Raw genomic sequence first — 25,765 nt, 5'->3', positions numbered from 1 at the left:
AGGAGTGTGCACTGCCGTGCAGCCCAACCCGTTCGAAGAGGTCACCGACGCCGCTGAACTGGCCGGACGAGTCCTGGCCCGGTTGCGTACCCGTGGTGACGCCCCGGTCGTCGACGAGCACAGCGGTGACGCGCTGGCCGACCGGATCGCCGGTCTCGCCGCGGACTTGGGGGACCGCGAGGTCCGGCCGGGCGAACTGGTCACGGTGGCTGCCGCGGAGCCCGTCCACACCGTGATCGGCTGCCTGGCCGCCTGGCTGGCCGGGGCGACGCCGTGGGTGGGTCCTGCTGATGCGCCCGCACGTCTTGAACTGCTCGCGGCGCACGGCAGTGTGCGGGTGCATCCGTACGAGGCGACCTGCGTGGACACCGCGCTCGTGGTCTCGGAGACGCTGGTGGGCTGCGTGGCCCATCCGCTCGGCAGCCTCGGCCGGCTGGCACTGCCGGCCGAGACACCGGCCGCGGTGCAGTTGCTCGCCGACTGGCGGGTGGACGCCTGGCTGCCGCTGGTCGTGGGCGCCTGGCTGGCAGGGGTGGACCGGCTTTCGCTGCGCGCGGCGGACACCACAGCCGCCGCCGATCCCAGCGCCCTGCTGGCCTGCCCGGCCGTACGGTTCACCGGTGCCCCGGCGCTGACCGGGCCCGGCGCCTACGCCGCCTGGCTGAGCTGGGGCAGCGGCTGCCCGGACCGGCTGCCACCGGCCGAGCAGCACCACCACGGCTTCGGCGACCACTTCGTGCTCGCCGCCACCCGCCCGCAGCCGTCCGGCGGCGAACGCAGCGTGCGCGGAAGGGTGTACGGACGGCACCGCATCTGCAACCCGGCCGGCCGGCCGCTGCCGGCCAACGCCTGGGGCCGGCTGGCCCTGGCCGGCCGGCTGCCGGTCATCGGCGACACGGTGGACTCCGTTGCCGAGGCGGTGCGGACCGAGCCCGGCGAGCGGACCTGGGTGACCGACTACCGTGCCCGTAAGCGCAGTGACGGCAGCATCGAGTTCGACCTGCGCGAGCTGGATCCGCTCCGCTTCGCCGGCCGCCGCCTGGCACCGGCGCCGGTCGCACGCCTGCTGGCCACGGCGGGCCTCACCAACGCCGCACTCCTGGCCCGCGATCCGGACAGCGACCGTGCCCGCCTGGTGCTGTGCGCAGCGGGCAGCGCCCCTGGCAGTGCCACCGGCCCCGACACGGTCGAACGGCTCACCGCCGCGCTGCCCGCCTGGGCCGCGCCGCTCGGCGTGACCACCCTGCCCGCACTGCCGCGCGACGCTGACGGCGAGGTGGACCTGGCCCGCCTTTCCGCCGCGGCGCCGCCGGACGACTGGCTGCTCGAGCACACCGAGCGCGCCCTGACCGGTGACCGCGACACCCCCGTACGCCTGCGCGCCGTACCGGTCCGGGCCGAGACCGACGGCCTGCCGCTGCCGGACGGGTTCGCCGCGGGCGGCGGCCATTACCCGGGCACCCGGCTCGCCGAAGCGACGGGTCCCGAACTCGCGCCCCCGCCCGGCGACCTCATCGCCCGGCTGCAGCGGGCGGCCGGGACCGGCCGCGGCCTGCTGCTGATCGACGCCGAGGGCGACGAGCAGCCGCTGTCGTACCGCGCACTGCTGACCGGGGCGGCCCGGGTCGCCGCGTACCTGCGCGAGCAGGGCGTCGCACCGGGCAGCGAGCTGATCGTCCACTGCCCGCGCCCCGCGGACCTGTTCACCGGTATCTGGGCCTGCATCCTGCTCGGCGTGCTGCCGGTGCCGCTCACTCCTGCCACCCCGTACGACGCCGCGAGCAACCCCCTGTGGCACCTGCTCGGACCTGACACGATGCTGACCGGCCGGGCCATCCTCACGACCGAGGCCCAACGGGACGCCACCGCACCGGTATTGGACAAGCGCGGGCTGAGCGCCGGAATGCTGACGCTGGAGGCCGCGCAGGCGTACGATCCGCTCCCCGCGGCGGACTGGACCCCGCGCCCGCCCGCACTCATGCTGCTGACCTCCGGAAGCACCGGAGCCCCCAAGGGCGTCGCGCTCTCGCACCGCAACCTCGTATCCCTGGCCGAGGCGATCCGGGGCGAGTTCGGCCTCGACGGCGAGACCTCACTGAACTGGCTGGCGGTCGACCACGTCGGCGGCCTGGTGCAGCACCACATGCGGGACCTCTGCCTCGCCCACGACCAGATTCACGTGGACACCGGCTACGCGCTGGCCGAGCCGACCCGTCTGCTCGACCTGTGCGACAAGCACCGGGTCACCATCACCTGGATGGCCAACTTCGGCTTCAACCTCATCAACGAGCAGGCCGAGAAGATCGCGCAGGGCAGCTGGGACCTCAGCGCGATCAAGGTGTGGGAGAACGGCGGCGAGGCGGTCACCCACGAAGGCAACCAGCGCTTCCTGGCGCTGCTGGCGCCGCACGGCCTGCGCCCGGACGTCATCAAGCCGGTGTTCGGCATGACGGAGACCAGTTCGGCCATCATCGGCGCCCACAACCTGGTCGCCGGACGGCAGGACTACGTGCACTGGCTGAGCGACACCGCGCTGGACTCCCCGGTGGAGCGTGCCCTGCCGGGCGAGGGCAGCCCGTTCGCGGAGGTCGGCGGGCCCATGGCCGGGATCTCGATGCGCGTCGTGGACGCCGGTGGGCGGGTCTGCCCGGAGGGTGTGAGCGGCCGGATCGAGGTCCGCGGACCGCAGATCATGGACGGCTACTACCGCAACCCGAAGGCCGACGCCGAGACGTTCACCGACGACGGCTGGCTGCGCATGGGCGACTGCGGCTTCATGGTGGACGGCAGCCTCGTGGTGACGGGCCGCGAGAAGGACGTCATCATCGTCAACGGCCTGAACTACGCGGCGCGGGCGCTGGAGAACACCATCGAGGCCGTTCCCGGCATCCGCCAGGGGTGCTGCGCGGCCGTCTCGGTCCGACCGGCCGACGCGGTCACCGACGACCTGGTCGTCTTCTACAGCTCGGCCGCGGGTGCGAGCGCCGACGCCGCCGCGGTCGAAGCGGCACTGATCTCCGAGCACAACCTCCGTCCGGTCGCACTGGTCGAGCTGGACCCGGAGCAGTGGCCGCGCACCGCGATCGGCAAGATCCGCCGTCAGCCGCTGGCCCAGGGCTTCCTGGCGGGGGAGTTCGCCGAGCGGATCGCCCTGCGGCGCGACAGCGGCCTGGGCGAGCGCGTGTCGGTGCCCGCCTGGCACTTCGTACCGCACTGGGAGCCCGCCGCGGCGGCACCGGCCGGCGCCGCGCGCGTGCTGTGGCTGGGCGAACAGGCTCCCGCCGGGGCGGCCCTGGCCGCCACCAGCGGTGCCCCGTTCGACGGCTTCGACGCCGGCGGCCGCGCCCGCTACCGCGCCGGTCACGACGGCGATACGGCCGCCCTGCTGGCCGCCGCCACGGAGCGGCTGGGCGGGCTGGACGCGGTGGTCGAGGCGAGTTGGCGTACGGCGGCGACCCGCGAGGACGCGGACAGCGCCGTCCGCGCGCTGTCCGAGGCCCACACCGCATGGGACGCGCTCTGCCGGGCCGCGGCCCAACTGCCCGCACCACCCGCCATCACCTTCGCCACCCGCGCCGCGGCCGTGGTCACCGGCACCGAGCCGAGCATCGCGTACGCCGCGCTGCCGGGCGTGGCGGAGAGCCTGGGCCAGTCCCATCCGCAGCTGCGGATCGCGCTGGTGGACGGTGCGCCGGACGACGCGCTGCTCACCGAGAGCGCCGTACGGGGCCACACCCAGGTCGCCTACCGCGACGGTGTTCGCCTCGTCCGCGCCCTGCGGCCGCTGCCCGCGCCCTCGATCCCGGCCACGCCGCGACGCGTGCTGCGCGAAGGCGCGTCGTACCTGGTGGTCGGCGGTCTCGGTGGCGTCGGTGCCCACCTGTGCCGGCACCTCCTGCGGCAGTTCGGCGCCAGGCTGCTGGTGGTCGGGCGCAGCCCGGCCGAGGACGGCGATCCCCGCGCGCAGACCCTGGCCTACCTGTCCGATCAGGCCGGGTCCGGCGGGGGGAGCGAGATCCGTTACGAGGCACTCGACGCCACGGATCCGGACGCGCTGCGTGCCGCGGTGGAGGCCGCGGAGAAGGAGTGGGGCGGCCCGCTCGACGCGGTGTTCAACCTGGTCGGTGAGGGCTCGGTGGCGGAACAGCTCGATGCGCTGACCTCGCCGGGGCAGGCGGATTCGGACCGGCTGCGCCGCCGTGCGGCCGACCGGATCCGGCTGTGCCACACGCTGGACGCGGTCCTGCGGGACCGCAGCACCTCGCTGGTGACGTTCAGTTCGGTCAACGGCTTCTTCGGCGGTGCCGGATTCACCGACTACGCCGGTGCCTGCGCGTATCAGGCGGCATATTCGGCGTGGAGCGGCCGGCGCGGCGGCCGCGAGAACATCTGCCTCGACTGGAGCATGTGGAAGCAGGTGGGCATGGCGGCAGGCGCCCCGTCCACCCTGGTCGGGCTCGCCGAGCGGCGCGGCTTCGCCGCCCTGACGCCCGCACAGGGCCTGGCCTCGCTGCACCTGGCCCTCGACTCCGAGGAACAGCGCACGCTGATCGGTCTGTCCGCCGCGGGCGACGCGGTGGCCGGGCTGCTGCCCTTCGACACCGTCCGGTACGCGGTGGAGGCCGACAGCGTGGACGACCCCGCGGAGGTCGCGGAGCTGCTCGACCTGCCCCCGGCGAGCGTGCGCTGCGTACGCACCGCCGCCCGCCGTACCTCCGCCGTCTCCGTATCGCACACCGCGTCGCTGCTGGCGGTCTTCCGCGATGTGCTGGCGCGCCCGGAACTGAGCGAGGAGGACAACTTCTTCGCCAGCGGCGGCGATTCCATCCGGGCCATCCAGGTGGTCGCCCGCGCCGCCGAGCGCGGCTTCACGTTCAGCCCGCTCGACCTGTTCGAGCACAAGACGGTCGGCGCCCTGCTCACGCACCTCGCCGACCACGACCGGCTGGACGAGGTCCCGCTGGACGACGAGGCCGGGGACTCGACGACGCCGGTCCCGCTGCCGCCGGTCTTCGCCTGGTGGCTGGAGAAGGCCGAGCAGCCCGCGGTGCGCGACCACCTCACCATGAGCATGCGCTATCAGCTGGACGGCGGCCTCGAACCGGCCCAGGTGGAAGCCGCGTTGGCCGAGCTGGTCGGGCACCACGACGCGCTGCGGCTGCGCCTGGTCGAGGAGCCGGAGGGCCTGCGGCTGACCACCGGGGAGGCGGCCGCGGACAGCCTGCGGTTCGAGGTCCACGACCTGAGCGCCGACAGCTGCAAGGAAGGTCCGCGGGCCGACGGGATCGAGAGCGGGCTGCACCGCGGGGTGAACCCCGGTCAAGGGCCTGTGGTGCGCGCGGCCCTCCTGCGTTTCACCGACCGGCCGTACGCACACCTGGTGGTGGTGATCCACCACGCGGCCGTCGACGGGGTGTCCTGGCGGATCATCGAGGAGGATCTGCGTCTCCTGCTCGACGCACAGCGAGGTGCGTCCGATGGCGCCGGAACGACACTCCCGGCCAGGACCCTTGGGTTCATGGACTGGGCCCGCAGGGTGGCCCGGCGGGCCCAGCAGGTCGACGGCCGTGCCCTGGCCGACGCCTGGCTCGCCCGGCTGGACCGGCCCTCGGGCACGCTGCCCGGCACACCGGCACCGGCCGAGCCGCTGCGCGAGGCGGATACGGAGATTCTGAACCGCACGGTGCCGTCCGACACCCTCGGCCGACTGGCCGACGCCAGCGTGAACGAGGTGCTGCTGACGGCGGTCGGCTGGAGTCTCGCCGAGTGGATGGGCGCCGACGCGGTGACGCTCGACGTGGAAGGGCACGGACGGCTGCAGCGGGACATGCCGGTGGACCTCTCCCGTACGGTCGGCTGGTTCACCTCGATCGCCCCGCTGTGCCTGGACATGGCCGGCTGCGCCGCTCCCGCCGAGGCGCTGCAGCGCGTACGCCGGGCGACGAACGAGCTGCGCGGGCGCGACCTGGAATGGGGCATGCTGCGCTACCTGGACGCCTGCCCGCCCGGCCACCCGTTGCGGTCGCTGCCGGAGAGGCAGGTGAGCTTCAACTACCTCGGGGTCTTCGACAGTTCCGAGGAGACGGATGCGCTGCTGACGACCGTGCCCGGCTCGCTCGGGGCGGAACAGAGCCCGGACGCGGAGCGTCACTACCTGATCGACATCGCGGCACAGGTGAGCGGCGGGCAGCTGGAATTCGCCGTCAAATACTCGCCCGAGGTGCACGCGACGGCGGACGTCGAACGCTGGCTCGACCGCTGTGAGACCACCCTGCGCCAACTGCTGACCGGTGACGCGGACGCCGACGTGGCCGACATCGACCAGGACGAACTGCTGCTGGCCCTTGAGGAAGTCGGCTTCGGCACCGAGAGCTAGCGCGTGTGCTGCGGCTCTCCCCCCGGCCCCGCCCCTCACGGGTCACGGGAGCAGCCCGCCGCATGCGACACGCTCCGCGTATACCTAGGAGACATCTGCATGACCGACCAGGCTGGAACCGACCGTTCACGCTGGACCGCGCTGTACGTGCTCTGCGTGGGCGAGCTCATGATCCTGCTCGACGCGACGATCGTGAACGTCGCGCTGCCCTCGATCCGGCAGGACCTGGACTTCTCCCAGAGCGACCTCGCCTGGATCGTCAACGCGTACCTGATCGCCTTCGGCGGCCTGCTGCTGCTGGCGGGCCGGCTCGGTGACCTGATCGGCAAACGGCGCATCTTCCTCACCGGGCTGACCGTGTTCACGGTCGCGTCGCTGCTGTGCGCCGTCGCGCAGAACCAGCTCATGCTGATCGCCTCCCGGTTCGCCCAGGGCGTGGGCGGTGCGCTGACCTCCGCGGTGATCCTCGGCATGATCGTGACGCTGTTCCCCGAGCCCCGGGAACAGGCCAAGGCGATCGGCGTCTACGGGTTCATCACCGCATCGGGCGGTTCCATCGGCCTGCTCGCCGGTGGTTCCCTGACCTCCGCCCTGAACTGGCACTGGGTCTTCCTGATCAACCTGCCGGTCGGCGTGGCGACCGCGGCGCTGGCCGTGCGCTATGTCGCCAACCCCGAGGGCATCGGTCGGGGGCAGCGCGCCGACGTCCTCGGCGCCGCGCTGCTCACCGCCGGTCTGATGCTCGGCGTCCACACCATCCTCGAGGTCGGCACGTGGGGCTGGCTGTCGGCGCGGACGCTGGGTCTGGGCGCGGCGGCCATCGCCCTGGTGGCCGGATTCCTGGTGCGCCAGCGGCTCATCGCCAACCCGCTGATGCCGCTGCGGCTCTTCCGCTCCCGGAACGTCAGCGGGGCGAACATCATCGAGCTGCTGCTGGTGGCCGGGATGTTCGGGGTGTTCTTCTTCGGCGCCTTGTACCTGCAACAGGTCCTGGAATTCGACCCGTTCCAGGTCGGCCTCGGCTTCCTGCCCGCGGCCCTCACCATGGGGGTGACCGCGCTGCGGCTGTCCGGCCCGTTCTCCCTGCGCTTCGGCCTGCGCACCACGCTCGTGACGAGCCTCGGCCTGATCACCCTCTGCCTGCTGCTCTACGCCCGGACCCCGGCGGACGGCAGCTACGCGGTCGACGTCCTGCCCGCCATGATCCTGTTCGGGCTCGGCGGCGGGCTGGGCTTCCCCAGTCTGATGGCCATGGCCATGTCCGATGCGACCGAGAGCGACTCGGGCCTGACCTCGGGGCTGCTCGCCACCAGCTACCAGGTGGGCGGAGCGGTCGGCCTCGCGGTGCTGACCAGCATCGCCACCGGGCGCACCTCCGGCCGTACCGCCGCGGGCGAATCGGCCGACGCGGCACTCAACTCGGGCTATCACCTCGCCCACCTGGTCGCCGCGGCCCTCGTCGTCCTCGCGATCCCGGTCACCCTCGCCGTTCTGCGGAAGACCCCGCAGCAGGACGACGCCGCGGCGGAAGGTGCGGCGGAGACCAACCAGACGTATGCCGAAGCGGACTGACGCCGCATCGGCGCCCCGCGACCCCGGACCGACACGGACCGGGGTCGCTCGGTGGCGCTCCGGGGCCGCCGGTAAAGTATGCGTCGGCTTCGCCTCGTTGCGAGAGCATGAAGTCCTCACACATGAACAGCGCTGCTCGATCGGGAAGGGCCGATGACTGTAGATGCGGACGCGCTGCGGCGTGAATTAGTCGATGACCTGGCATCCGCAGGCTCCCCGCCGCAGGTCGAGGACGTCCGGGTCAAGTACCTCGGGCAGAAGGGCCTGATCACCGGTGTCATGCGGGGAACCGACTTCAGCGCCCTGTCCGCCGAGGAGCGGCGCTCGGTGGGGCAGACCATCGGCAGTCTGAAGTCGTTCGCGGAAGCGGAGATCAGCGCCGCGCGCAAACGCGCCGAGACGCAGGCCGCCCGCGAGCGCCGCCGTGGTCTGGTCGACCTCACCATGCCGGGCACCACCGACCGCACCGGCAGCGTCCACCCGGTGGCGTTCATCCAGATGTTCCTCGAGGACATCTTCCGCGGCATGGGATTCATGGTCGAGGCGGGCTACGAAGTCGAGGAGGAGTTCTACAACTTCGACGCGCTGAACACCCCCGCCGACCACCCGGCCCGGGACATGCACGACACGTTCTGGCTGGACAACGGGTCGCTGCTGCGCACCCACACCTCCGCGACCCAGGTGCGTTCGATGCGCCGCTACGGCGCGCCGCTCCGGGCGATCTTCCCCGGACGCTGTTTCCGGTACGAGTCCACCGACGCCTCCCACGAGACCACGTTCCACCAGTGCGAGGGACTCATGGTGGACACCGATGTGACGGTGGCGACGGTGCTCGGCGTCATGAAGGCGCTGCTGGCCAAGGTGTTCGAGCGGGACGTCACCGTGCGGCTGAGGCCCGGTTACTTCCCGTTCGTGGAGCCCGGCTTCGAGCTGGACCTCGGCTGCCTGATCTGTGAAGGCTCCGGCTGCCGCGTCTGCAAGCGCACCGGCTGGGTGGAGCTGATGCCCTGCGGCATGGTGCACCCCAACGTGCTGAAGGCCGGCGGGATCGATCCCGAGGTGCACAGCGGTTTCGCGTTCGGCCTCGGGCTCACCCGACTGGCGATGATGAAGTTCGGCATCCCGGACATCCGGCTGTTCGGGGCGGGCGACATCCGCTTCTACGAGCAGTTCCCCGCGACCGTCTGACCAGCCGCCTGCTCCACCGCGCCGAACCGAGACGAGTGAACCGGACGCATGAAGATCTCCCTGAACTGGCTCTCCGACTACGTCGACCTGGGCGGGCTGACGCCCGAGGCCGTCGCCGACCGGCTCACCCTCGCCACGGCGGAGGTCGAGGGTTTCGACGTGGTGACGAACCGGGCCGACAGTGCCGTGGTCGCCCGCATCACCGCCGTGGAGCAGATCGCACCCGCCACTGACGGCTCGCCGGGTCTGCGTGCCGTCACCGTCGACACCGGCACCGGCACCGGCCCGCACACCACGGTCACTTCGGCCGTCGACGTCGCCGAGGGCATGCTCGCGGCCTACGCGCCGGTGGGCGCAGAACTGCCCGCCGGACGGCTCGAAGCCGCCCGGGTCGGCGGCCGTACGAGCGAGGGGATGCTCTGCTCGCCCTCCGACATCGGCCTGGGCACCGCGTCCGACACCGTGCTCCGGTGCCCGCCGGGCAGCGAGCCCGGCACGCCGCTGTCGAAGTGGATCCCGCTGCGCGACGTGCTCGTGGAGATCGACAACAAGAGCCTCACCCACCGGCCCGACCTGTGGGGCCACTACGGCTTCGCCCGGGAACTGGCCGCGATCCTGCACCAGCCGCTGCGCCGGCTCGACGTCACGGACCTGGCCGCCTACGACGCGCTGCCGGAGTTCCCGGTCACCAACGAGGGCGGCGAGGACTGCCCGGTCGTCACGGCGCTCGCGGTGGACGTGGCCGACAACGCCGCGTCCCCGCTGGAAATCCAGGCCCGGCTGCACGTGCTCGGGCAGCGCACCTTCAACGTGCTGGTCGACCTCACCAACTACGTGATGCTGGAACTGGGCCAGCCCACCCACGCGTACGACCGGGACCGGGTCGGCTCGCTGCGTGTCGCGCCGGCCCACGGGGCCGCCACCTTCCGGACCCTGGACGACCAGGAGCGCAGCCTGGTCGCGGATGACCTGCTCATCTGGGGTGATGCGGGTCCGGTGGGCCTCGCCGGGATCATGGGCGGCCTGGACTCCGGCGTCAGCCCCGGCACCCGGCGGGTCCTTCTCGAAAGCGCCAACTTCCGGGCTGCCCGGGTGCGGCGTACGTCGATGCGTCTCGGCCTGCGCACCGACGCCGGCCAGCGCTTCGAGAAGAACCAGCCGCCGTCCGTGACCCGCCTGGCGACCGGCCGGATCGTGCGACTGCTCGACGAGGCGGGCGCCCGCCCGGAAGCGACGAGCCGGTTCACGGTCCGCGGGGACCTGCGGGACCGCGTCCGCACCGTCGAGATGGACGCCGGGCACGTACAGCGCTGCGCAGGGGCGGACATCTCCGACGCCCAGGTCGACGCGATCCTCACCGCGCTCGACTTCACCACGAGCAGGAAGGACGGCCGGCTGGTCGTCGGCGTACCGGCGTTCCGCGGCGAGCAGGACATCGCGATCCCGGCCGATGTCGTCGAGGAGGTGCTCCGGGTCTACGGCTACGGCGAGATCGAGCCACGGCTGCCGGAGGCACGGCTGGAGCCGGTCGACCCCAACCCGGCCATCCGGCGGGAACACAAGGCACGGCGCATCCTCGCCGGCGCCCATGGCTTCGCCGAGATGCAGACGTATCTGTGGACCGATGACGACTGGCTGAGCCGGATCGGCTTCGATCCGGGCGAGGTGCTGCGGCTGCGCAACCCGATCGCACCCGAGAAGGCCCGGCTGCGCACCACCCTGCTGCCCAATCTTTTCAAGGTCGCCCAGGACAACCTCGGCAACAGCGACGAGTACGCCGTGTTCGAGATCGGCCGGGTGATCCTGGTCGGGGACGGGCGGCACGAGGAGGTCAGCCGGCTCGCCGGGGTCAGCGTGCGGCCGAGCCGGGGCGTGGCGCTGGAGGACCACTACCGCGAGGTCAAGGGAGCGCTGGAGGCGGTGGTGCGCACCATCGGCCGGGGCACGCTGCGCGCCGAGCCGGACAAGGTGGGCGAGGGCGAGGCGCCCTGGCGGGTGCCGGACCTCACCGCGGTGCTCAGCGACGACTCCGGGCCGGTCGGTACGGCCGGTGTGCTGTACGGCCCGATCCTGGACACGGTGACCCCGCAGCGGCAGGCCGTCTGGTTCGAGCTCGACATCGACCGGCTGACCGGACCGCTCTACGCCACGGAGCAGTACCGGCCGTTCTCGGTGTACCCGGATTCCCGCCAGGACTTCTCCGTGCTCTGGCCGGTGGCCGGGACGTACGCCGGTCTGGAGCGGACCCTGGACGAGTTCGGCCACCCGCTCGTGCAGCGGCGCGAGTTCCTGCTGAGCTACAAGGGCAAGGGGCTGGAACCGGGGATCGGCAGCTACACGTTCCGCTACTGGCTGGCCCACCCCGAGCGCACCCTGTCCGGCGAGGACCTCGAGGAGTTCCGCGCAGGCTTCCTCCGCTTCCTCGACAGCCGGGAACTCAGCCTGCGGTAGACGCGTACCGGGACCGCGGCGCGGGCCTGCCGGTACCAACGACCGGACGGGAAAAGCGCCATCTTTGCGGATGAGTACGACGAGCGCTGAGTCATATCCGCGTCAGTTCCGTACTTACCGGCGCGACACCGCGGCGAGCATCCTCCAGGGTCCCGAGGCCGCTCGGTATCGCAACCGGGAGAGACCGACGGACGGGTGAGGTCATCTTGTGGGGGACAGCGGGATGCCTCGGCGCGCAACGGCCGTGGCCCGCTGGCCGAAGGACGGCTCCCGCGTCCTGTTTTCCTTCATCTGCGAGGTGTACGCATGTCTCGAGCAAGGCGGACCAACAAGCGTCGTTTCATGGTCACCGGACTGGCGGGCGCGGCTCTGATCACAGGAGTCGTCGCCACCGGTGCGGCCATGGCAGGGCAGGACGGCGAGTCGTCCTCCAGCGCGTGCTCGCCCCTGGACGCGAAGTCGTCCGAGGTGGCCGCCAAGGCGCAGAAGGGCGGCGTCGTGGACCCCGCACAGCTGGACGGGCAGTTGGCCGGGCTGATGGCACTGGTCGGGGCTGAGCCGGACAGTTTGCAGAACCTCGACGACGCCCTGCGCGCGCTCCCGTCCGACAAGGCCGCGGTGGGGATCGAGGACATCGAGTTGGGCGGTGACGAGGCGCCGAAGGTCACGCTCAAGTCGCTCGACGGGAAGACGCCCGAGGCATGGGCGAAGGCCAACCCGAACGTCGACCTCCAGCCGTTCAACTCGCAGCTGGCCTCGGCAGGCGAGGGCCTGGCCGCGCTTCTCGGCGGCTCGGGGGGCCTGGAGAACCTTCAGGCGGCCTTCGGCCAGATAGCGGTGAACAACGCCATCGACATCGAGGATGTCGACATCGAGGACGTCGAGCTCGAACTCAAGAAGGCCGAGTCGGGCAAGGTACAGGTCAAGGCCAAGTCCCTCACGAACTGCGAGGAGTAGGCACCGGAGAAGGACCTCGTATGTGGGGGCGGGACGGCCACGCCGCCCGCCCCCACCGCCGCTGGATGGCCAATGTCACACCTGGGTGCGCGACTTGTGTCGCTCCGCCCGATCTCCGGGGGGCTGTCACTAGGGTTGGGTGGATGGGGATACTCAGCGAGCTCATCCGCGGGGAGGTCTGGTGAGCAGGCATGACGTCACCGATGAGCAGTGGGAGGGGCTTGCCGATGTCGTACCGCTGCGCGGCGGCGACGCCTGGCCGTCCTGGCCGGGCGAGCCCACGCTCCCCGGCCGGGGGCGGCCGGACGAGGGGAACGAGCGGGATGCGCGGCGCTTCGTCGTTCTCAGGGTGCAGTGCTTTTCCGACGCCCGGCAGGTCGCCGAGTATCTGATGGGGCAGGTGCCGGTGCTGCTGGACCTCACGGGCGCGGAGGCGGACGTCGCCAAGCGCGTCCTGGACTTCTCCAGCGGTGTCACCTTCGGCCTGAGCGCGCGGATGCACCGCGTCGACACGAACGTCTTCCTGCTGACCCCGGCCGGTACCGAGGTCGAGCAGCCCCGGCTGGGGGCGGCGGCGGGAGCTGTCGACTGATCGGGTAGCCCGATCGTAGGAAGACCGGGGCGGTGGAACGGTTCGGCTGACCGGCGGCTGCGTACGGTCCGCTCATGGACGCAACCCGCCTGGGCGCAGGGACGGCCACAGCCCCCGCCGCCTGCACCACGACCACCACCGTCGCCACGCCCGCCGTTCCCGGAACCGCCGCGGTTGGTGTTCCCGGAACCCCCGCGGTCGCGGGGGACCGCCCTGCGGTGACCGAACTGCGGCTCTCCTCCTACAAGTCGCACCGTGGCGCCGCCTTCCCGCTCACCCCGCTGACCGTCCTCGCCGGGCCCAGCGGCAGTGGCAAGTCCAGCGCACTGGAGGCGTACGCGGCACTCTCGCGGCTCGGCGGCGGCGCGTCCCTCGGCGAGGTGTTCCCGGACGCCGCGGCATGCGTACCCGAGCGGGCGCGGCCGGATGCCCAGGGGCGGCGCGGGATCCGGATCGGCTGCACGGTGGAAGGGCCTGCGGGCGAGGTACGTCTCGATGTCGCCGTCCAGGTCGAACCCGAACTCCGCGTGGTGGGCGAGCGGTTGACGGGCAACGGGCAGGTGCTGCTGTCCACCGCGCTGCGCGACCCCGGGCGGCGTACCGTGCAGGCCGCCTGGCACACCGCGGGCTCCGTTCCGGTGACGCGGGCGCCGCTGCCGGACGACCGGCTGGGTACGGCGCTGCTGCCGCTGCGGGTCGCGGGCAAGACCGCCGGCCAGCGCATGGTGCTGGACGCCGCGGAACAGGCCGTCGTGGCGCTCCGCTCGGCCTTCGTCTGCGACCCGCGGCCGGACCGGATGCGGGCGCCTGTCCCGGTGGGGGAGGGGAGGCTGCAGGCCGGCTGCGGCAATCTGGCGGAGGTGCTGCGGCGGACCCGCGCGGAGTGCACGACCCGGCACGCCGCCCTGGTCGCGGCGTGCCGTACGGCGTGCGCGGGAGCGGTGGAGGACCTGGCGGCCGAGGAACTGGGCGACGGGACCGTACGGGCTGTGCTGGACCGGGGAGCGCTCGGTGTCACGCCCGTCGGGCGGCTGGGGGACGGGGAGTTGCGGTATCTGGCCCTGGCGCTGGTGCTGCTGACCGGGCCCGGTGTACTGGAGATGGACCCGGCCGCCGAGGTGCTGCCCGCCCGTCAGGCGCTCACGGTCCTCGCGGACGGCCTGGACCGCTGCCTGGACCGGCGGCAGGCGCGGGAACTGCTCACGCTGGCCGTACAGATGGGGGAGCGGGGGCATGTGCGGCTGGTCGGGGCGGTGCAGGACGGGGGCAGCGCCGCGGGGGTGGAGGGGGTGTCGGTGGTAGACCTTGGGTGTGAACGAGGCCGCTGACTCCCCTGACTCCCCTGATTCCGCTGACTCCGCTGATTCGTCCGGCTCCGCCGACTCCGCCGACTCCGCCGACTCCGCCGACTCCTCCCAGGAGACCGTCCGCGAGACCGCCCATGAGACGGCCTGTGAGCCGGTCCATGAGACAGGACCCGATGACGTGCTGTCGCTGCAGCGCAGGCTGGCCGCGTTCGCGGCGGCGCGCGACTGGCAGCCGTACCACACCCCGAAGAACCTGGCCGCGGCGCTGAGCGTCGAGGCGTCGGAACTGGTGGAGATCTTCCAGTGGCTGACGCCCGAGGAGTCGGCGCGGGTGATGGAGGATCCGGGGACGGCGCACCGGGTGACCGACGAGGTCGCGGACGTGCTGGCGTATCTGCTGCAGTTCTGCGAGGTGTTGGGGGTCGACGCGCTCGCGGCCCTGTCGGAGAAGATCGACCGGAACGAGCGGCGCTTTCCGATTCCGGAGAGTAAGCGCCCCGGTCGTCACTCTTTGGAGTGAGCGAGGCGTCGGCTGAGGCACAGTTGTCCACAAAATTCGGAATCCCCCTAGCTTTTCTGGCCGTTGTCCATCACGCTGGGTAGTGGTCGGGTGACAGCTCCCGGCCGGTAGCCGCACAGAGCGTAAGGGGGACGCGCGGATGGATGCGGTTCGGTTGATCGGGGCCACTCGGCATGCCCTGGCCCATTCGCTGGCGGCCGAGGAGATCGTGGCCGAGGCGTGGCAGGCACAGGCGCTTGCCCAGGCCGTGGGCAGCCACCTCGCGGCCAACGGCCCACTCGAGCTGCGGTCGGAGGCGCGCGGGCTGAGCGAGGCGGGTGGCAGAGCGTGCGGGGCGCTGCACCGGCACGGGTCCGCCCGCGCGCGGGCGGCGCAGCTGTCCGCGGTGCAGGATCCGCGGAGCGTGCTGATCGTGCTCGGCGGGCTGCTCGGAGAAGTGGGCATAGCGCTGGTCGGGGTGGCCTGCGCGGCGGACGAGGAGACGCTCTACTGGCAGTGCATCGAGGCCATCGACGCCGCCGACGAGTCCAGCGACCGGGTGCGCGGGCTGCTGCGGCAGCTGGCGGCCCGCGAGCGCCTGCAGCCGGACTCCGCGGCGGAGTCGTCGTGAGGAGGTGCAGGATGGAGCCATGGATCTTCGAATCTTCACCGAGCCCCAGCAAGGGGCGGGCTACGACACCCTGCTCGCGGTCGCCAAGGCCACCGAGGACCTCGGGTTCGACGCCTTCTTCCGCTCCGATCACTACCTGCACATGGGATCGGCCGAGGGTCTCCCGGGGCCCACCGACGCCTGGATCACGCTGGCCGGGCTCGCCCGGGAGACGCGCCGGATCCGGCTGGGCACGCTGATGACCGCGGCGACCTTCCGGCTGCCCGGCGTCCTGGCCATCCAGGTCGCCCAGGTCGACCAGATGTCCGGAGGCCGGGTCGAACTGGGCCTGGGCGCGGGTTGGTTCCAGGAGGAGCACCGTGCGTACGGCATTCCCTTCCCCAAGGAGAAGTTCGCGCGGCTGGAGGAGCAACTGGCGATCGTCACCGGTCTGTGGGAGACGGAGGTGGGCAAGACCTTCACCTTCGACGGCGAGTACTACCAGCTCGAGAACTCCCCGGCGCTGCCGAAGCCCGCGCAGTCCAAGGTGCCGGTGCTGATAGGCGGGCAGGGCGCGACCCGTACGCCGCGGCTGACCGCGCGGTACGCCGACGAGTTCAACATGCCGTTCGCGTCCGTGGAGGACAGCGAGCAGCAGTTCGGGCGGGTACGGGCCGCCGCCGAGGCGATCGGCCGCAGCGGCGATGACCTCGTGTACTCCAACGCGCTGGTCGTCTGCGTCGGCAAGGACGACGCCGAGGTCGCACGCCGGGCCGCGGCCATCGGCCGCGACGTGGACGAGCTGAAGGAGCACGGGCTCGCGGGCTCACCGGCGGAGGTCGTCGACAAGATCGGCCGCTACGCCGGGACAGGCTCCTCCCGGATCTACCTCCAGGTCCTGGACCTCGACGACCTGGATCACCTGGAGCTGATCTCCTCCCAGGTGCAGACCCAGCTCGGCTGACGCACCGCGGCGAACTCGCCCGACGCACCGGTTCGTCTGCGGAGAGGAACCCGAGGAGCACCTGAAAAGCGTCTGAGGAGCACCGAGATGCCCGTCCACACCCCCGCCGTGCCGCTGGCCTCCGCCCTCGGCGAAGGGCCGGTCGTGCTGGACGGCGGGCTGTCCAACCAGCTTGCCGACCAGGGGTGCGACCTGTCCGACGCGCTCTGGTCGGCACGGCTGCTGGCCGACGCCCCCGAGCAGATCGAGGCGGCGCACACGGCGTATGTGCGGGCGGGCGCGCGGGTGCTCATCACGGCCGGTTACCAGGCGACGTACGAGGGCTTCGCCCGGCGGGGACTGGGGCGGGAGCAGACAACCGCGCTGCTGCGGCGCAGCGTCGAGCTGGCCCGGCAGGCCGCGGAGGCCGTGCCGGACGACGTATGGGTGGCGGCCTCCGTCGGCCCCTACGGCGCGATGCTCGCCGACGGCAGCGAGTACCGCGGCCGTTACGGGCTGAGCGTGCGCGAGCTGGAGCGCTTCCACCGCCCGCGGATCGAGGCGCTCTGCGGCGCGGAGCCGGATGTGCTCGCCCTGGAGACCGTGCCGGATGCGGACGAGGCGGAGGCGCTGCTGCGCGCGGTCGAGGGAACCGGGGTGCCGGTCTGGCTGTCGTACACCATCGCGGGCGAGGCCACCCGCGCGGGACAGCCGCTGGAGCAGGCCCTCGCACTCGCCGCGGACCACGACCAGGTGATCGCGGCGGGCGTCAACTGCTGCGACCCGCGCGACGCGGACCGCGCGGTGGAGATCGCCGCGGAGATCACCGGCAGGCCGGTCGTCGTCTACCCCAACGGCGGGGAAACGTGGGACGAGCGGGCCCGTTGCTGGCGTGGCGGGTCCACATACGACCCGTCCCGGGCACGGGACTGGCGAGCCGCGGGCGCCCGCCTCATCGGCGGCTGCTGCCGCGTGGGCCCGGACCGGATCGCCGAACTGGTGCGGCAGCTCAGGGGTTAGGGCCTGTCGTCAAACGTGCCGCCTGCGGGCGATGCCTGGTACGCACCCCATGCCGCTTGCTGAATGTCCTCGTAGCCACGTACGAGGACATTCCGGTGCCCGCGTCGCTGTCGCATGCACCAGACCCCGCGCGGCCCGCCCTTCGGGCGAACGACCTCACCCTTGACGAGAAGCCCTACCCGGCCCGGCGCCGGTGCTGGCCCGGGGCCACCCCGTATTCCCTTTTGAACGCCTTGGCGAAAGCGAACTCCGAGGCGTGGCCCGCGCGTTGGGCGACCGTGCGCATCGGCAGGTCCTCCTCGCGCAGCAGGCGGCCCGCGATCGTCATGCGCCACCACGTCAGGTACACGAGCGGGGAGCGGCCCACCAGTGCGGTGAACCGCCGGGCGAACGGCGCCCGCGACAGGCCGCCGCGCGCCCCCAGCGACTGAACCGTCCACGGGTGCTCCGGATCGCCATGGATCGCGCGCAGCGCGGCGCCGAACGCCGGGTCCGACAATGCCGCCGACCAGCCCGTAGGAGGGCCGCCGCCGAGCCGCTCGCGCAGCCACCAGGCGCGCAGGATGTACAGCAGCAGCGGGCCCGTTCCGACGGTGCAGTCCCCCGGCGCCTCGGCGAGCGCGTGCAAGTTCGCCATGATCTTGTGGTGGTCGTCGCGCTGGTGCATCTGGACGTGCAGTTCCGGGTTGGACGCGTCGAGGCTGAAGCGGACATAGGGGGCGGCCTGCTTCAGCCGGGCTCCGAGTTCTGGGAACACCCGGGAGCCGTTGGTCACGAGCCCGACGGACAGCCCGTGGCCCGCCGCCCGCTCGATCGCCTCCATCGTCTTCGGATGGGTCATCACTACAGGCCGCTCGCCACACCGAGGCTGGCGCATGGCCTTATGGCCCCATGAGACATCCCTCATCTCTCCTCTACCGGTGCCCTCGGGCTCATCCGGGCCTGCGGATCCGGCCACCGTGCCGACTCCTTGTGCCCAAGGTGGGTCATTCGGGGTCAATCTTCGGAGTGAATTGCAAGAGGTTTGAAGTAAGGGATGCGACGTTGAGGAAGCAGTGACAGGAGGTCTCCAGAGCGCCGCTAAAATTCATCGAAGACCCCAGGTGATCGTCGGCATGGCCGCTTCCGAATATTCTGGTGCCGCTGGTAAGCCACGTCTCCTGCGGTGGCTGACCCGTATCCGCAGGGACCTCCACACCCGTCGGGTGATGGGGAAGGGCTTCGACCAGTCGCGAAAGTGGCGGGTACCCAAGAGAGGCTTGCGCGTCCCCGCCGTCGTCCTGACGATCTGCGGTGCCGTCATTCTGCTTGCCCTGGCAGGCGTGGCCCTGGTCACGGTCATTGACGAACCCGAGACGGGACTCTGGTCGATCCTTTCCGATGCGGAGGATCGATGTCAGAACCACGGCCTGTCCTGTGGAATTCTCTCAACGATCTTTATGCCGCTCCTCACCCTCGCACTGGCCACCGTCACGTATCTGATCTTTCGCTTCACTCGGGTGCGAAAGTCCTATCTACGCAAGGCGCATCGGAAGCCGCACGAACTCGTAGAGACAGCGGGCAGCATCTTCGGGAACGTGGTCGGCCGCGACCAACTGTGTTCTGTCCTCATGGAAGATCTGCGGGATCGCCAGTTCCGGCGGACACACGTGGTCGTCGGCGGAGTCGGTACCGGCAAGACGGCACTGATGGTCCTACTCACGGAGAAGCTCGCCGCGCACCACGCCGTTCCCATTCCACTCCGCTTGCGCGACGCCGGAACAGATCTTGACTTCCATCAACTGGCCTTCGACCGCTTCTGCAGAGAGGTGCAGGCCGACCTGCGCTCGAGTAGCGAAGGAGAGAAGGTGTGGCGGCGACTATGCCAGCAAGGGCGGATTGTCGTGCTGGCCGATGGTCTCGAGGAGGCAATGACCGACGGAGACCTGGCTGAGGAACGCGCCACTGTCATCCGGCTTGCCATCCGCCGGGCCAACGATGAAGAGCTCCCGCTGATCATTGCATCACGGCCGCACGATTCCCTCAGGGGGATGGAAGCGTCTGTCACCGATCTCGAACCGCTGAGCGAAGAGGCGGCGCTCAGCTACATCGCATACGGCGTCGGCTGGGAGGACCGGCAGCGACTGGACTGGATCGTCGAGACGGCCGGCATCGCCGAGGCACCCATGTATCTACAGATCGCCAGCGACCTCCATCGAGAAAGGCTACTGGAACATGCCTTGCCCGGATCCGCGGACGAGGCGGTGGAGACACGTGGTGGCGATCAGGCAGCGCTGAGATTCAACCTGCTCGACACCTGGATCAAAGCACTCATCATCGGCCGCTTCCACCCGGAGCTCACGCTGAGCCAGGAGGAACGGCGGGTGACGATCGAATACCTCTCGGCATTGGCGTGTGTCGGACTCGCAAACGACGCGTCGGAGGTCAAGTTCGCCGACCTCGTGGATGGATACAGTCCGTCGAAGAAGCCAACGCAGCCGACGGAATACGACGAGCCTCAGAAGCCGCCCTACGCGGAGATCTGCCGAGAACTCAAAAGCAGACTCAAAGGAAGCAAGCTCGACATTCGCCTCGCCGCGACCTGGGGCGCCCAGATGGGGCTGGTGGAGATCCGCGGTGACCGTGTCCGCTTCCAGCACAGCATCATGCAGGCACACCTCGGAGCGCGGTTCATGAATGCCGTGATCCACCAGAATGTGCCGGAAAGGGCAGAGCACGGCACGTACTTCCCGGGAGCGCTCGAGGACCCGGGGCGTGAACTGCTGATCGCCATGGTTCTCTACTCCCGAACCCTCAATGGGTCGTGCACCCACGAGCAGACACCCACGGGCGAAGGGACACTCGGCGGTGGGGAAGCGTGGTGCCCGGTCTCCGGTGCACGGGACATTCTCGTCAACGCCGCCAGCCGGGCGCGGAAGGCGGGGAAACGGCAGACGGATGGGCAAGAACCGCACGGCTCCGACAACCCACTCCGCCTGAGCCAGAGCCACCACAGCAAGGCCCTTGAGCTGTACACGGCTGCGCTGGAGATCGACAGCGTGGACGTGCAGTCGAAGCAAAAGGCGATCGCATGGGAGCTACTCGAGTGCTGGCCGGACCTGCGAGCTCGGGATACGCACACCTTGCAGACGGCCAAAGCGCTGTTGGTGAGACGTTTCGGGGACGCGCTGCGCGGTCTCGCCCGAAGGGGAACCAGCAATCCCGCCTATAAGGAGCTCTTCACGATCGCCAGCCTTGAACCGTCGTACGCGATCCGGGTGGCCATCGCGCAGGAGATCGGAGCCGGCGGTGACGTCGCCTTTGCCGCGCTGCATCCCTGCCTCCGCGGGCCTGAGGAAGCCGACGATCAGCCGGTGAAGCGCGAGAAAGACTGGCAAGGGACGCTCTGGGAAGAGCAGCAGCAGGACATCGAGGCAGAGATGCGCAGCGAAAACCCTTCCCGGGTGGAGGGAAGGATCGTGCGCCAGAAGAGGGAGCTGAAGGAACAGGAGGAGAAGCGGGACGAAGAACTTAGACGTGAGTGTGAAGAGCGCGACGCCGAGGAGCGGACATTCCGCAACAATATCCTCTGCGCCTGGCTCATCCCGCTGCTCGTGGGCTCGGTCACCACCAAACGTCACCACGACACGCCATTCGCGTTCCTCGAAAGCTGGGTGCAACGAGTGGGCGCAGGCGGAGAGAACCATGGGGGGAGCCTGGACCTGACCGTGGAAGTGGCCCTCGCACAGGGTTTCAAGTACGCGGCCAACCGACGGCACCGCCACCCGCACGCCCGTCCGGCGGCACGGGAGTACCTCACCGAGCAGGCATGGGAAATGCTCAAGCGCACGCGGTTCTGGTTCTCCCGGCTCACGCTCCTGCATGCCCTGACCCTTTGGGCGCTGCCGGACGGTCCTCACGTGCCACCACCCGAGCGTGGGCACGGTTCGGATCCGGCGGAACAGGTACGGCAATGGCTCGCACTGCCGGACGGGGAGCGACAGCACCCCTTTGTCGAGGCGGCCGCCGAGCTCTCGGTCTGGACCCTTGAAACCCGACGGCCCGAACGGTTCATGTGGATCGACGAGAGTGGCGTCGTCGCTCACGTCGGCTCCGAGACGGCCCCGCAGGGCGAATCACGGAAACACCACTTGTGGATCCCGCCGTCCACGGGGTGGAGCGCGTTGCATCCGAGCGCCCGGCAGCTCCTGGCTGACGTGCTCCTGCTACTCAACCTCGCTGAGAGAGGTGATTGGCCCAAAGACCGGCTCCGGCGCCTGCACCACACGGACCGCCCGGATCTGCCACCGTGCCTCACTCATGATCGCAGCCCTCTGGCCCCGAGCCGGACGGTGGTCCGCACAGCTACCTCGCAACCGGGGTCGAACTGCAGGGACGACTGCTCCTTCGAGCTATGTCCCTATCCCCCCGCCGGCCTCGAGGGCCACCGGGTGGAACTGAACGCGGCCTTCTGCCGGGCGCAGGCAACACAGCTGTCACGATCTCTGTTCGCTCGCAGGGCGAAGTGGCAGAGAAAGACGGATGTCATGGAACTGAGGGAGTTTTGGGAGCTCATGGGAAAGCGAGGGCAGCCTGCCACATGACGGCCGTCCGGCCAGTCCCGATGGTCTACAACACCGCTCCTGCCGCCCGGCCGGCGCTGGGGCGGCACGGGACCGCCGCACGGCGGGCCTCCGGCTCCTGGGGGGTGCGGCACACCCTGGTGAACGGCGGCCTGGCTGCCACTGCCGATGCGCCGGAAGCTGATGCCAGGACGCGCCCACCGGAGGCGCGCCTCATCCCGGCCCTTGTAAGGACGCAGACATGCATCACGACCACACCCCGCGCCGGTCCGTCCTCGACCAGCTGCGCCGCACCGCGGGCGACCCGGACCGCCGCATCCTGTTCACCGGCGCCACCGTGGTCACCATGGACCCGGCTCTCCGCGTCCTGTCCTCGGGCGATGTGCTCGTCGAGGGTGCCACCATCGCCGCCGTCGGCCATGACCTGCGCGCCCAGGGGGCCGCTGAGGGCGCCGTCGTCGTCGACGCCGCCGGCACCATCCTCACCCCCGGCTTCGTGGACACCCACCGTCACGCCTGGGAGGCCCAGCTGCGCCGCATCATGCCGGACGTGGACGACCTCGGTGCCTACGTCACCACGACCCTCCTCGGCTACGCTCCGGCCTACCGGCCCGAGGACATGTACATCGGGACGAAGCTGGCGGCGCTCACCGCTATCGACTCCGGCATCACCACCATGCTGGACTTCTCCCACAACTCCCGCACCGCCGCCCACTCCGACGCCGCCGTCCGCGCCCTGCTGGACACCGGCATCCGCGGCGTCCACGCCGCCATGGGCCCGCACTTCGGCTCATGGGACCACCAGTGGCCGGCCGACGTGGCCCGTCTGCGGGAGCAGTACGGGAGCGAACTGCTGACGTTCCGTCTGGCCACCCTCGCCACCGATGAGATCGCCGGACCCGATCTCGCCTACGGGCCCGCCCTCGCCCGCTTCGCCCGCGAGCTGGGGATCGGCGTCAGCGTGGACGCGGTCTTCGGCGCCCCGTCCTCGCAGGCCGTCCTGGCCTGGGAACGCGAAGGTCTGCTGGGACCTGACCTCACTCTGATCCACTCCACCGGGCTGACCTCCGAGGCCTGGCGCGCGATCGGCGCCAGCGGCACCACCATCGCCCTGGCCCCGACCTCCGATGCACAGATCGGCCTGGAGAGCGCGATCCCCGCCGTGGACGAGGCCCTGTCCGTCGGCGTACGCCCTGGGCTGAGCATCGACGTCGAAGTCGCCCTGGCCAGCGACATGTTCACCCAGATGAGGGCCCTGCACGCCATCCAACGAATGCGCGCCGTCAACGGCGCCTACGGGACCGACCGCGAGCCGGTCCGCATCGGCACCGCCGATGTACTGGATTTCGCCACCCTGCAAGGGGCCCGGACCAACGGCCTGGCCCACGTCACCGGCTCACTCACGCCGGGCAAGCAGGCCGATCTGCTAGTGATCACAGCCGAGGAGCTCAACAACATGCCCCTCAACAACCCGGTCGGCACCGTCGTCCTGGGCTCCGACGCCCGCAACATCGACACCGTGCTCATCGCCGGCCAGGTCCGCAAGTTCGATGGCCGGGTGCTGGACGTCGATCTGGCCGCGCTGCGCGCCGAGGTGACCGCCTCCCGCGACCACCTCCTCGCCCAGGCCGCCCCCGGAACGACCGCCTGATGTTACTCACCGGACACCGGGCCGGGGCGGGAAGCCGGGGCGGGTCTACTTCTCCGTCGGCGCGAGGTTCTGTCGGGCCACGTCCTCGTCCGCCGGCGTGGGCTCTCCCGCCGACGAGCGCAGCAGTGTGAACGCCTCGGCGGTCGGGCCGGCCGGTTCCGCCTGGTAGACGACGAGCTGCTGGTGGGGGGCACCGTTGACGGTGAAGGCGGAGAACTGGATCTCCAGGTCCCCCACCTGCGGATGCCTGAGGTTCTTGCCCTCCTGGGCCTTGCTCTTCACCTCGTGCCTGGCCCACAGCTCAGCGAACTCGCCGCTCTGCTCTGACAGAGCCTCCACGACCTCAACGATCCGGGGCGACTCGGGATCATATCCGTACGCCGCGCGGAGTTCCGCGACGCAGGAGTGTGCGGCCCGGTCCCAGTCCCGGTAGAAATCGCGGCCCGCCGGGTCGACGAACACCATACGGGCGAGATTGTCGAAGCGCTCGAAGCCGCTGTGCAGCGCGATGGCGAGGGCATTGCACGCCAGAACATCCAGGGCGGGGCCAAGGGCGAAGGCCGGGGTCCGGGACCAGCCGTCCATGAGCCGCAGAAGCTGGGGACTGACGTCCGCCTGGCCGTGGCGGCGCCGCCATGAACCGCCGAGGGTGAGCCTGCGCAGGTGGTCGGCGGCTTCGTCGTCCAGTTGCAGTGCCTGGGCAAGGGCGTCGAGGACCTGTGACGAGGGGCTGGCCTCCCGCCCCTGCTCGAGCCGCATGTAGTAGTCCGAACTCACGCCGGCCCGCAGGGCCACCTCCTCCCGTCGCAGCCCTCGCACACGGCGGCGACCGCCCGCGGGCAGCCCCACATCGTCCGGGCTGAGGGCTTCGCGCCGCGCTCTGAGGAACTGGCCCAATGGCGATGCGTCGCTCATGGCACCAGGCTAGGCGATCGGGATTGCGGCCGGGCGCCGCGATCAGCGAATAACGGGGTGGCGGAGACGGCACGGGCGCCGGCGTGCTCGGCGGCGTCGAAGTACGCGACCCAGTCCGGCACGGCGTCGGAGACCGCGCCGAGCTCACCAGCCTGCTCGCTCCCGGCGCCAGCGTGCTTTGACTTGGAGGCGCGGCCGGCCGTCGTTCTCCCTTACCGTCTACCGTCTCCGGCTGGAATCGTCGGCGGGTTGTGGCATGGCCTGGGTGCCGATGGTCGCCAGGAGCGCGAACTGCTCCGACGTCGCGGTGCCCGGCGGTGCCGAGTAGGCGGCGATGCGCAGGTCGCTGCCGGGCACAGTGAGGGTGTCGCAGTCCACGGTGACGGCTCCGAGGTCCGGGTGGTGGACGGTCTTGCTGTCGGTGGTGTGGAAGCCCACGGTGTGGGAGGCCCACAGCTCGCCGAAGCGGTCGCTTTCGCGTCGCAGGTCGGCGATCAGTGATCGCAGTGGCTTGTCCCGGGGGTAGCGGGCGGTGGCGGAGCGGAGATCGGAGACGAGAGCTATTTCGAACCGGACCTGCTGCTCGTGGGTGTGTGTGGCGCGGCTGGGCAGGCCGGTGAAGTGCCGCCAGGCGATGTTCCGTTCCTTTCCTCGCCAGGCGGACGGGTCGCCGACGAGGGCGGCCCACAGGGGGTTCCAGGAAATGAGGTTCCAGGAGGCGTCGTGGACGCTGAGCGGGGTGTGCCGCAGTTGGTCGAGCAGCCGCTGGACGCTGGGCGGGATGTACGGGGAGATGTGTCCGGCGGCAGGCGGGGCCTGACCGGCGAGCCGGAAGAGGTGGTCGCGCTCGGACTCCGAGAGGCGCAGGGCGCGGGAGAGGGAGGCGAGGACCTGGGCGGAGGGCGAGGTGGCGCGGCCTCGCTCCAGACGGACGACGTAGTCGACGGAGAGGCCGGCCAGCTGGGCCAGCTCTTCTCGCCGCAGTCCGGGCGCGCGCCGGACACCGCCCGTCGGGAGTCCGATGTCCTGGGGACTGGTCCGGTCGCGCCATTGGCGCAATGCTGTGCCCAGGGCCGCGTGGTCTTCGCTCACCATGCCATTATCCGCCCGGCATCCCGCCGT

15 protein-coding genes and 1 pseudogene are annotated in these 25,765 nt (G+C 70.9%); 13 read left to right on the top strand and 3 right to left on the bottom strand.

The features are described 5' to 3' along the window. Positions 1-16 precede the first annotated feature (16 nt). The 11 genes from ACTWP8_RS02970 (at position 17) to mmuM (ending at position 17,515) form a co-directional block, all read left to right on the top strand. Complete coding sequence (locus tag ACTWP8_RS02970; protein WP_443320574.1) at positions 17-6,376, top strand: SDR family NAD(P)-dependent oxidoreductase; 6,360 nt, start codon at positions 17-19, stop codon at positions 6,374-6,376. Positions 6,377-6,475: 99 nt separating this feature from the next. After that, positions 6,476-7,948 (top strand): DHA2 family efflux MFS transporter permease subunit, encoded by a 1,473-nt coding sequence (locus ACTWP8_RS02965; RefSeq protein WP_443320573.1) that lies wholly within the window; start codon positions 6,476-6,478, stop codon positions 7,946-7,948. A gap of 153 nt (positions 7,949-8,101) precedes the next feature. Then, the gene (gene pheS / locus ACTWP8_RS02960; protein WP_443314474.1) at positions 8,102-9,136 is read left to right on the top strand and encodes a phenylalanine--tRNA ligase subunit alpha; all 1,035 of its coding nucleotides are present in this window, start codon (positions 8,102-8,104) and stop codon (positions 9,134-9,136) included. Between the two features lie 48 nt (positions 9,137-9,184). Then, entirely contained in the window at positions 9,185-11,587 is a 2,403-nt protein-coding gene (gene pheT, locus ACTWP8_RS02955; protein ID WP_443320572.1) for a phenylalanine--tRNA ligase subunit beta, read from the top strand. Between the two features lie 306 nt (positions 11,588-11,893). Continuing rightward, on the top strand, positions 11,894-12,544 hold the full coding sequence (locus tag ACTWP8_RS02950; protein ID WP_443320571.1) for a hypothetical protein: 651 nt from the start codon (positions 11,894-11,896) through the stop codon (positions 12,542-12,544). A gap of 181 nt (positions 12,545-12,725) precedes the next feature. After that, entirely contained in the window at positions 12,726-13,136 is a 411-nt protein-coding gene (locus ACTWP8_RS02945) for a cell division protein SepF (protein ID WP_443320570.1), read from the top strand. Positions 13,137-13,210: 74 nt separating this feature from the next. Then, a complete protein-coding gene (locus tag ACTWP8_RS02940) occupies positions 13,211-14,464 on the top strand; it encodes an AAA family ATPase (protein ID WP_443320569.1) in 1,254 nt (417 codons plus the stop codon). Between the two features lie 157 nt (positions 14,465-14,621). Further along, the gene (locus ACTWP8_RS02935) at positions 14,622-14,963 is read left to right on the top strand and encodes a nucleotide pyrophosphohydrolase (protein WP_443320707.1); all 342 of its coding nucleotides are present in this window, start codon (positions 14,622-14,624) and stop codon (positions 14,961-14,963) included. A 139-nt stretch (positions 14,964-15,102) separates the two neighbouring features. After that, positions 15,103-15,573, top strand: coding sequence for a DUF6099 family protein (locus tag ACTWP8_RS02930; protein WP_443320568.1), 471 nt, complete (start codon positions 15,103-15,105; stop codon positions 15,571-15,573). Positions 15,574-15,592: 19 nt separating this feature from the next. After that, a complete protein-coding gene (locus ACTWP8_RS02925; RefSeq protein ID WP_443314480.1) occupies positions 15,593-16,516 on the top strand; it encodes an LLM class F420-dependent oxidoreductase in 924 nt (307 codons plus the stop codon). 87 nt (positions 16,517-16,603) lie between these two features. Further along, positions 16,604-17,515, top strand: a complete 912-nt coding sequence (mmuM, locus tag ACTWP8_RS02920; protein ID WP_443320567.1) for a homocysteine S-methyltransferase — start codon at positions 16,604-16,606, stop codon at positions 17,513-17,515. A 175-nt stretch (positions 17,516-17,690) separates the two neighbouring features. Here the strand turns inward: mmuM and ACTWP8_RS02915 are convergent. After that, a pseudogene (locus tag ACTWP8_RS02915) lies at positions 17,691-18,092 on the bottom strand (helix-turn-helix transcriptional regulator); the annotation flags it as partial. Between the two features lie 538 nt (positions 18,093-18,630). Between ACTWP8_RS02915 and ACTWP8_RS02910 the strand changes: the two are divergent. Together ACTWP8_RS02910 and ACTWP8_RS02905 are read left to right on the top strand one after the other, a co-directional pair. Then, entirely contained in the window at positions 18,631-22,098 is a 3,468-nt protein-coding gene (locus tag ACTWP8_RS02910; RefSeq protein WP_443320566.1) for an NACHT domain-containing protein, read from the top strand. 220 nt (positions 22,099-22,318) lie between these two features. Next, positions 22,319-23,728, top strand: coding sequence for an amidohydrolase family protein (locus tag ACTWP8_RS02905; RefSeq protein WP_443320565.1), 1,410 nt, complete (start codon positions 22,319-22,321; stop codon positions 23,726-23,728). Positions 23,729-23,773: 45 nt separating this feature from the next. Here the strand turns inward: ACTWP8_RS02905 and ACTWP8_RS02900 are convergent, their stop codons facing one another. After that, the gene (locus ACTWP8_RS02900) at positions 23,774-24,643 is read right to left on the bottom strand and encodes a helix-turn-helix transcriptional regulator (protein ID WP_443320564.1); all 870 of its coding nucleotides are present in this window, start codon (positions 24,641-24,643) and stop codon (positions 23,774-23,776) included. A 219-nt stretch (positions 24,644-24,862) separates the two neighbouring features. Continuing rightward, positions 24,863-25,738 carry a helix-turn-helix transcriptional regulator gene (locus tag ACTWP8_RS02895; RefSeq protein ID WP_443320563.1) on the bottom strand — a complete coding sequence of 292 codons (876 nt, stop codon included), beginning with the start codon at positions 25,736-25,738 and terminating at the stop codon, positions 24,863-24,865. Between the last annotated feature and the right edge of the window lie 27 nt (positions 25,739-25,765).

The sequence above is a fragment of the Streptomyces sp. 7N604 genome (assembly GCF_052245475.1).
Classification (GTDB): domain Bacteria; phylum Actinomycetota; class Actinomycetes; order Streptomycetales; family Streptomycetaceae; genus Streptomyces.
The sequence above is the reverse complement of the archived record's forward strand: the minus strand, read 5'-3'. Positions and strand labels throughout refer to the sequence as shown.

Bases quoted from the DNA above. Each gene is read 5' to 3' on its own strand.
- ACTWP8_RS02965 (WP_443320573.1), top strand. From the start codon at position 6,476: ATGACCGACCAGGCTGGAACCGACCGTTCACGCTGGACCGCGCTGTAC.
- pheS (WP_443314474.1), top strand. From the start codon at position 8,102: ATGACTGTAGATGCGGACGCGCTGCGGCGTGAATTAGTCGATGACCTG.
- pheT (WP_443320572.1), top strand. From the start codon at position 9,185: ATGAAGATCTCCCTGAACTGGCTCTCCGACTACGTCGACCTGGGCGGG.
- ACTWP8_RS02950 (WP_443320571.1), top strand. From the start codon at position 11,894: ATGTCTCGAGCAAGGCGGACCAACAAGCGTCGTTTCATGGTCACCGGA.
- ACTWP8_RS02940 (WP_443320569.1), top strand. From the start codon at position 13,211: ATGGACGCAACCCGCCTGGGCGCAGGGACGGCCACAGCCCCCGCCGCC.
- ACTWP8_RS02930 (WP_443320568.1), top strand. From the start codon at position 15,103: ATGGATGCGGTTCGGTTGATCGGGGCCACTCGGCATGCCCTGGCCCAT.
- ACTWP8_RS02925 (WP_443314480.1), top strand. From the start codon at position 15,593: ATGGATCTTCGAATCTTCACCGAGCCCCAGCAAGGGGCGGGCTACGAC.
- mmuM (WP_443320567.1), top strand. From the start codon at position 16,604: ATGCCCGTCCACACCCCCGCCGTGCCGCTGGCCTCCGCCCTCGGCGAA.
- ACTWP8_RS02910 (WP_443320566.1), top strand. From the start codon at position 18,631: ATGGCCGCTTCCGAATATTCTGGTGCCGCTGGTAAGCCACGTCTCCTG.
- ACTWP8_RS02905 (WP_443320565.1), top strand. From the start codon at position 22,319: ATGCATCACGACCACACCCCGCGCCGGTCCGTCCTCGACCAGCTGCGC.
- ACTWP8_RS02900 (WP_443320564.1), bottom strand. From the start codon at position 24,643: ATGAGCGACGCATCGCCATTGGGCCAGTTCCTCAGAGCGCGGCGCGAA.
- ACTWP8_RS02895 (WP_443320563.1), bottom strand. From the start codon at position 25,738: ATGGTGAGCGAAGACCACGCGGCCCTGGGCACAGCATTGCGCCAATGG.